The 6,560-nt window shown below is 60.7% G+C and carries 6 protein-coding genes and 1 pseudogene; 4 read left to right on the top strand and 3 right to left on the bottom strand.

Annotated features, from left to right (window positions below; all coding sequences use genetic code 11):
* Nucleotides 1-161: 161 nt before the first annotated feature.
* Nucleotides 162-1,021, bottom strand: a pseudogene (locus BBF94_RS12565) (MurR/RpiR family transcriptional regulator).
* Between the two features lie 228 nt (nt 1,022-1,249).
* Between BBF94_RS12565 and zwf the strand changes: the two are divergent.
* The 4 genes from zwf to BBF94_RS12545 all read left to right on the top strand — a co-directional run bounded on the left by zwf (nt 1,250) and on the right by BBF94_RS12545 (nt 4,991).
* Nucleotides 1,250-2,716: a glucose-6-phosphate dehydrogenase gene (zwf, locus tag BBF94_RS12560; RefSeq protein ID WP_065259343.1), complete on the top strand. Its 1,467-nt coding sequence runs from the start codon at nt 1,250-1,252 to the stop codon at nt 2,714-2,716.
* Complete coding sequence (gene pgl / locus BBF94_RS12555; protein WP_065259342.1) at nt 2,703-3,416, top strand: 6-phosphogluconolactonase; 714 nt, start codon at nt 2,703-2,705, stop codon at nt 3,414-3,416. The genes zwf and pgl overlap by 14 nt, the downstream gene beginning before the upstream one ends.
* A gap of 17 nt (nt 3,417-3,433) precedes the next feature.
* On the top strand, nt 3,434-4,099 hold the full coding sequence (locus BBF94_RS12550) for a bifunctional 4-hydroxy-2-oxoglutarate aldolase/2-dehydro-3-deoxy-phosphogluconate aldolase (RefSeq protein WP_011335602.1): 666 nt from the start codon (nt 3,434-3,436) through the stop codon (nt 4,097-4,099).
* 175 nt (nt 4,100-4,274) lie between these two features.
* Complete coding sequence (locus BBF94_RS12545) at nt 4,275-4,991, top strand: intradiol ring-cleavage dioxygenase (protein WP_065259341.1); 717 nt, start codon at nt 4,275-4,277, stop codon at nt 4,989-4,991.
* Here the strand turns inward: BBF94_RS12545 and BBF94_RS12540 are convergent.
* Together BBF94_RS12540 and BBF94_RS12535 are read right to left on the bottom strand one after the other, a co-directional pair.
* Nucleotides 4,988-6,169, bottom strand: a complete 1,182-nt coding sequence (locus BBF94_RS12540) for an aminotransferase class V-fold PLP-dependent enzyme (protein ID WP_065259340.1) — start codon at nt 6,167-6,169, stop codon at nt 4,988-4,990. The genes BBF94_RS12545 and BBF94_RS12540 overlap by 4 nt on opposite strands.
* A gap of 24 nt (nt 6,170-6,193) precedes the next feature.
* Entirely contained in the window at nt 6,194-6,430 is a 237-nt protein-coding gene (locus BBF94_RS12535; RefSeq protein WP_065259339.1) for a DUF3820 family protein, read from the bottom strand.
* Between the last annotated feature and the right edge of the window lie 130 nt (nt 6,431-6,560).

Here is a 6,560-nt window from a genome sequence, read left to right as displayed (position 1 = left end):
AGAGGGGACTGACCGAGGTGTTCTGCGTCTGATATCGACCTGAGTGACCGCGTCGATTATGGATTCAACAGTTTTCGTTCAAGTCGGCGTATTTCTTCAATATCCCCCAATCGGTTCCCTCTCCCTCCGGGAGAGGGCTAGGGTGAGGGGGCTTTTGATCTTCAGTTGAACTCGTCACCCACCGGATACCGGCTAGCGTTCAAGCTCTCTTTGATCTTGCGCAGATGCGGCTGGAAATCCACCCCGCGACGCAAGGTCATCCCTGTCGCCAGCACATCCAGCACCGTCAACTGAATGATCCGCGAAGTCATCGGCATGTAAATGTCGGTGTCTTCCGGCAGCGGAATGTTCAGGCTCAGGGTGCTGGCCTTGGCCAGTGGCGAGTTCTCGGCGGTCAGGCCCAGCACCGAGGCGCCGTTCTCCCGGGCGATGCGCGCCACTTCCACCAGCTCGCGGGTACGCCCGGTGTAGGAAATGATCACGAACAGCTCGCCGGTGTGCGCCACCGAAGCAATCATGCGTTGCATCAGCACGTCGGCATGGGCGGTGACCGCCAGGTTGAAGCGGAAGAATTTGTGCTGCGCATCCAAAGCTACCGGGGCCGAGGCGCCGAGCCGAAGAAGTGGATCTGCCGGGCCTGGATCAACAGATCGACGGCGCGGCTGATCAGGTTCGGGTCGAGCGCCTGGCAAGCACTGTCCAGCGAAGCAATGGCGCTGCCGAAAATCTTTTGTGTGTAAGCCTCGGGATTGTCGTCGGCTTCCACTGCGCGGCTGACGTAAGCCGCGCCGCTGGCCAGGCTCTGGGCCAGTTGCAGCTTGAGTTCGGGGTAGCCGCTGACGCCAAACGAACGGCAGAAGCGGTTGACGGTCGGTTCACTGACAGAAGCGGCCTGGGCGAGGGCGGCGATACTGAAGCGGGTGGCCTGCTGTGGGTTGAGCAGGATTACTTCGGCGACTTTGCGTTCGGCCTTGTTCAGCTCTTCAAGGCGACTCTGGATCTGTTCCAGTAAATTTCGCACGCGGTCCATATGGATTTCCTGAGATTCACCGGCGCTGATAAGCGCGCGGCCATGCAAATTGGGCCTTTGATGGGGCCCGTGACGGTGGCCTATCCTACTGATGGCTCCGATCGACCACCACTCGGAATCTGTATTTTGCGAAAATGTTGTGGTTATTACTACATTTTCCCTTGAGTGATACCTTGAAAAAAGGTATTTGTAGCTTAACTTGATAAAAGAACAAACATCATGCCTTCGATTACGGTTGAACCGTGCACCTTCGCCTTGTTCGGCGCCTTGGGCGATCTGGCCCTGCGCAAGCTGTTTCCTGCCCTTTACCACCTCGATGGCGCCGGCCTGCTGCATGAGGACACGCGTATTATCGCGCTGGCCCGTGAAGAGGGCACCGAGCAGCAGCACCTGGCATTCATTGCTGCCGAGCTGCGCCGCTACGTGGGCAAGGAACTGGACGAGGCCGTGGCCGAGCGCTTTCTGGCGCGCCTGACCTACCTGCACGTCGACTTCCTCAAGGCTGAAGATTACGCGGCGCTGGCCGAGCTGGTCGGCAATACGCAACGCATGATTGCCTACTTCGCCACTCCGGCGGCGGTGTACGGCGCGATCTGCGAGAACCTGGCGAACGTCGGCCTGGCGGAAAACACCCGCGTGGTGCTGGAAAAACCGATCGGCTCGGACCTGGAATCCTCGCGCAAGGTCAACGACGCCGTGGCGCAGTACTTCCCGGAGAACCGCACCTACCGCATCGACCATTACCTGGGCAAAGAGACGGTGCAAAACCTGATCGCCCTGCGGTTCGCCAACAGCCTGTTCGAAACCCAGTGGAACCAGCATTACATCTCCCACGTGGAAATCACCGTGGCCGAGAAGGTCGGCATCGAAGGTCGCTGGGGCTATTTCGACAAGGCCGGCCAGCTGCGTGACATGATCCAGAACCACCTGCTGCAACTGCTTTGCCTGATCGCCATGGACCCGCCGGCCGACCTGTCCGCCGACAGCATCCGTGATGAAAAGGTGAAAGTGCTCAAGGCACTGGCGCCGATCAGCCCGGAAGGCCTGACCACTCAGGTGGTGCGCGGGCAGTACATCGCCGGGCACAGCGAAGGCAAATCCGTACCGGGCTACCTCGAAGAGCCGAATTCCAACACCCAGAGTGACACCGAAACCTTCGTCGCCCTGCGTGCGGACATCCGCAACTGGCGCTGGGCCGGTGTGCCGTTTTACCTGCGCACCGGCAAGCGCATGCCGCAGAAGCTGTCGCAGATTGTCATTCACTTCAAGGAACCGTCGCACTACATCTTCGCCCCGGAGCAGCGTCTGCAGATCAGCAACAAACTGATCATCCGCCTGCAACCGGACGAAGGGATTTCCCTGCGGGTGATGACCAAGGATCAGGGCCTCGACAAGGGCATGCAGCTGCGCAGCGGTCCGTTGCAACTGAATTTTTCCGACACCTGGCGCAGCGCGCGGATCCCCGACGCCTACGAGCGGTTGTTGCTGGAAGTGATGAACGGCAATCAGAACCTGTTTGTCCGTAAAGATGAAATCGAAGCCGCGTGGAAATGGTGCGACCAGTTGATCGCCGGGTGGAAGAAATCCGGTGATGCGCCCAAGCCGTATGCGGCCGGGTCGTGGGGGCCGATGAGTTCCATTGCACTGATCACGCGGGACGGGAGGTCGTGGTATGGCGATATCTGATGTGAAACTGCCCGAGGGCGTGAATGCCCATGAATTCAAGAGCCCGGTGCTGCTCGCCGAAGGCCTGGCGCTGAATGTCGCCAAGCAGTTGAGCGAGGCACTGGCTGCACGCGGCAGCGCCGTGCTGGTGGTGTCCGGCGGTCGCAGCCCGGTGGCGTTTTTCCAGCACCTGGCCAGGCAGGAGCTGGACTGGTCGAAGGTTGTCGTGACCCTGGCCGACGAGCGCTGGGTGCCGGTTGAGCACGCCGACAGCAACGCCGGTCTGCTCAAGCAGTATCTGCTCAAGGGCCCGGCAGCCAAGGCGCAGTTCCTCAGCCTCTACAGTGCCGCGGCCAACGTCGAGCAGGCTGCCGAGCACGCCGATCGGTTGCTCGCCGAGTTGCCACCCATCGATGTGCTCGTGCTGGGCATGGGCGATGACGGCCATACCGCGTCGCTGTTCCCGGACAGTCCGAACCTGGCGCAAGCCCTGCAAGCCGATGGCACCCGTCGTTGCTGGCCGATGCTGGCGCCGAGTGTGCCGCGTCAACGCCTGACCATGAGCCGGGCGCTGCTGGCTTCGGCGAAGCACAAGATTCTGTCGATTTCCGGTCAGTCGAAACTGACCACCCTGAATGCCGCACTGGCATCCAGCGACGTCGCCGCCATGCCGGTTCGCGCGTTTCTGCAACCCACGCTAGAGATTTACTGGTGCCCATGAGCCAAGGAACAGCCGCTATGACAACCCCATCCCCGACCGTTTCCATGGCGGACAAAGTTGCCCTGATCGACAGTCTCTGCGCCAAGGCGCGGATCCTGCCGGTGATCACCATCGCCCGTGAACAGGACGTGCTGCCGCTGGCTGACGCCCTGGCCGCCGGTGGCCTGACCGCGCTGGAAGTGACCCTGCGTTCGCAGTTCGGCCTCAAGGCGATCCAGATCCTGCGCGAACAGCGCCCGGAACTGGTGACCGGCGCCGGCACCGTACTCGACCGCAACATGCTGGCCGCTGCCGAAGCGGCCGGTTCGCAATTCATCGTCACCCCGGGCATCACCCGTGACCTGCTGGAAGCGAGTGTCGAAAGCCCGATCCCCCTGTTGCCCGGCATCAGCAACGCCTCCGGCATCATGGAAGGCTATGGTCTGGGGTATCGCCGCTTCAAGCTGTTCCCGGCTGAAGTCAGCGGTGGCGTGGCGGCCATCAAGGCCCTCGGCGGCCCGTTCGGCGAAGTGAAATTCTGCCCGACCGGTGGCGTGGGACCTGCCAACATCAAGAGCTACATGGCGCTGAAAAACGTCATGTGCGTGGGCGGTAGCTGGATGCTCGATCCCGAGTGGATCAAGAACGGCGACTGGGCCCGCATTCAGGAATGCACCGCCGAGGCGCTGGCGCTGCTGGACTGATCGCTTCACCCGACACTTCGTTGTGTGTTCTACGGCTTTACGGTGCGCTTGGTCGGCGCGCCGTTTTTTTTTGCCCGGGGAAAGTCTGCGGTGACATCGCGCGATACATAGTTATCGCACGACGTTTTTTTCATGGCGCTAACCTGCGTTTTTCTTATGGAAGAGAGAACGCATCATGGATCACCAGCCGTCAGTGCCACCCGTTTATCAGCTGGCCCCCGAGCAAGTCGCCGGGCCGTATTTTCGCAATCCCAGACTGTTGCGCCGCAACATCAGCGAAGGCGCCGAGGGACTGCCTTTGCTGTTGCGCCTGACCATCGTCGATGCCATGACCGGCGAGCCGGTCAGCGGCGCGCTGGTGGATATCTGGCACTGCAATGCTCGAGGGGCCTATTCGGGCTGGAGCCGGATCAACCCGGATCAGGAAGTCGATGTCGAGGACATCGGTTCCATCCCGCGAACCGACGATGACACCTACCTGCGCGGCGGCCAGTTCAGCGATCACAAGGGCAGGGTGCGATTCACCACGATCTATCCGGGGTTCTATGCCGGGCGGGCGTTGCATATTCATGTGGCGGTGCGCATCGTTGCCGGCAGCGAATATCTGGACGAACGCAATGTGGCCTGGGTCGGGCAGCTGTACTTTCCCGAAGTCGTCTCACGTTCGGTGCTCAATGCCAGAGCCTATCGCGGGCGGGCGTCCTCGCCGCTGAACAACTGCCAGGACCACTACTACACCCGAATGGGCGGAGAAGCCTCGACGCTGACGGTCTGGCCGATCAGCCGCGACTCCCATGAGGACGGTTTCTTCGGTCATCTCACGATCGGCATCGACACCTTTGCGGTGTCGTCGCAGATCAAGCCCGAGGACTTCGACAAGTACACGGTTTAGCGCAGTTCGTCGAGTGCCCTAATCAGCAATTGGATTTCCGCGGCCGTAGTAGTCAGCGCCGGTGTGATGCGGATGCACGGCCCGCATGCGGCCCCGTGGCGTACGACGGTAAACAGGTTGAAGTCGCCGAGCAGGCGCTCGACCATTGACTGCTGGTCGGCATGCCGGGTAAAGCGCATCGAGGTGATGCCGCAGTACAGACGCGGATCGTCCGGGGTGGTGACTTCGATGCCCGGCAGGTTGCGCACGGCGCTGACCCACAGGTTGCGCAGGTAGTTCAGCCGTGCGCCCTTGGCCGCCGCACCGCCCAGTGCACGGTGTTCCTCGAACACCAGCGGCAGGGTCATCAGCGCCGGAATGTTCGGTGTACTGTGGGGCGTGCGGGAGCGGATATCGTTGAGCGGGAAATGCATTTCGCCCATGTCCGGGTCGATGTCGGCCAGACGTTGAGGGGCGATGTAGATAAAGCCCAGGGTCAGCGGCGAACCGATCCATTTGTGCAGGTTGTACCCGGCGAAGGCGATGCCCAGCGTCTCCAGATCAAACTCGATCTGGCCGAGGGCATGGGCGCCATCAAGGATGATGTCTACGCCATGTTCCCTGGCCAGTGCGGCGATGGCCTGCACCGGCATCACCAGTCCGGTACGGTGGGTGACATGGGTCAGCGCCATCAGCTTGAGCTTCGGATAACGAGTGAATGTTTCTCGGTAAGTCGCCAGCAGACTTTCGAAACTGGTCGGGTGCGAGTGCTCGATCTCAATCACTTCGACTCCGCGATGGCGGGCCAGCCAGCGCATGGCGCTCTTGACCGTGTCGTATTCCAGGTCGCAGATCAGCACCTGATCGCCTGGCTGCAGGCGGTTGTAGTTGCGGATCAGCGATTGCAGGCCGGCGGTGGCGTTCTGGGTGAAAGCGATGCTTTGCGCGCGCACGCCAATCATCTCGGCGAGTTGCGCGCGGATGTCGAGGCTGTCGTGCTGTTCGAATCGCTGGCGTGCGTAGACCGAGTTGCTGTTGTTGATCAGTTCGATGTGACGCTGGTAATCCTCGACCACTGTGCGTGACATGCGTCCGAAGTAACCGTTTTCAAGATTCACGGGGCCGGGGTGGCGGTCGTAACGGTCGGCGAACGTTTGCCAGAAGGCTTCGTCTCGGGCACGGCGGGTGTTATCGGGCATGGTCGGCTCGGCTCAGGAGGCGCCTCAGTGGCGCGGGGCGGGTTTGCCGTGTTTGGCGCGCAACGGTTCAAGCAGTTCCGACAGTCCGTTGTGATCGATCTCATGCATCAGTGCGAGCAGGCCGCCGAGTTCACCATGGGGAAATCCTTCTCGGGCGAACCAGTTCAGGTAAGGCCCGGGGAGGTCGGCAATGATCCGCCCTTTGTATTTGCCGAAGGGCATTTCGCGGGTGATCAGCAACTCGAGTTTTTCAGGATTCATCAAAGGGATCGTCTGGATTCGAAACAGTCTGGAAAATACAGGCATTCTGCATGCAGGCCAAATGACAGATCATGCAAAAAACAGGCATACAGATTTTTTATTTATTCATAACTTATTGAAATTTAACGAT

It is taken from the genome of Pseudomonas bananamidigenes (assembly GCF_001679645.1).
Classification (GTDB): Bacteria; Pseudomonadota; Gammaproteobacteria; order Pseudomonadales; family Pseudomonadaceae; genus Aquipseudomonas; species Aquipseudomonas bananamidigenes.
The sequence above is the reverse complement of the archived record's forward strand: the minus strand, read 5'-3'. Positions and strand labels throughout refer to the sequence as shown.

Bases quoted from the DNA above. Each gene is read 5' to 3' on its own strand.
- BBF94_RS12540 (WP_065259340.1), bottom strand. From the start codon at position 6,169: ATGCCCGATAACACCCGCCGTGCCCGAGACGAAGCCTTCTGGCAAACG.
- zwf (WP_065259343.1), top strand. From the start codon at position 1,250: ATGCCTTCGATTACGGTTGAACCGTGCACCTTCGCCTTGTTCGGCGCC.
- BBF94_RS12535 (WP_065259339.1), bottom strand. From the start codon at position 6,430: ATGAATCCTGAAAAACTCGAGTTGCTGATCACCCGCGAAATGCCCTTC.
- BBF94_RS12550 (WP_011335602.1), top strand. From the start codon at position 3,434: ATGACAACCCCATCCCCGACCGTTTCCATGGCGGACAAAGTTGCCCTG.
- BBF94_RS12545 (WP_065259341.1), top strand. From the start codon at position 4,275: ATGGATCACCAGCCGTCAGTGCCACCCGTTTATCAGCTGGCCCCCGAG.
- pgl (WP_065259342.1), top strand. From the start codon at position 2,703: ATGGCGATATCTGATGTGAAACTGCCCGAGGGCGTGAATGCCCATGAA.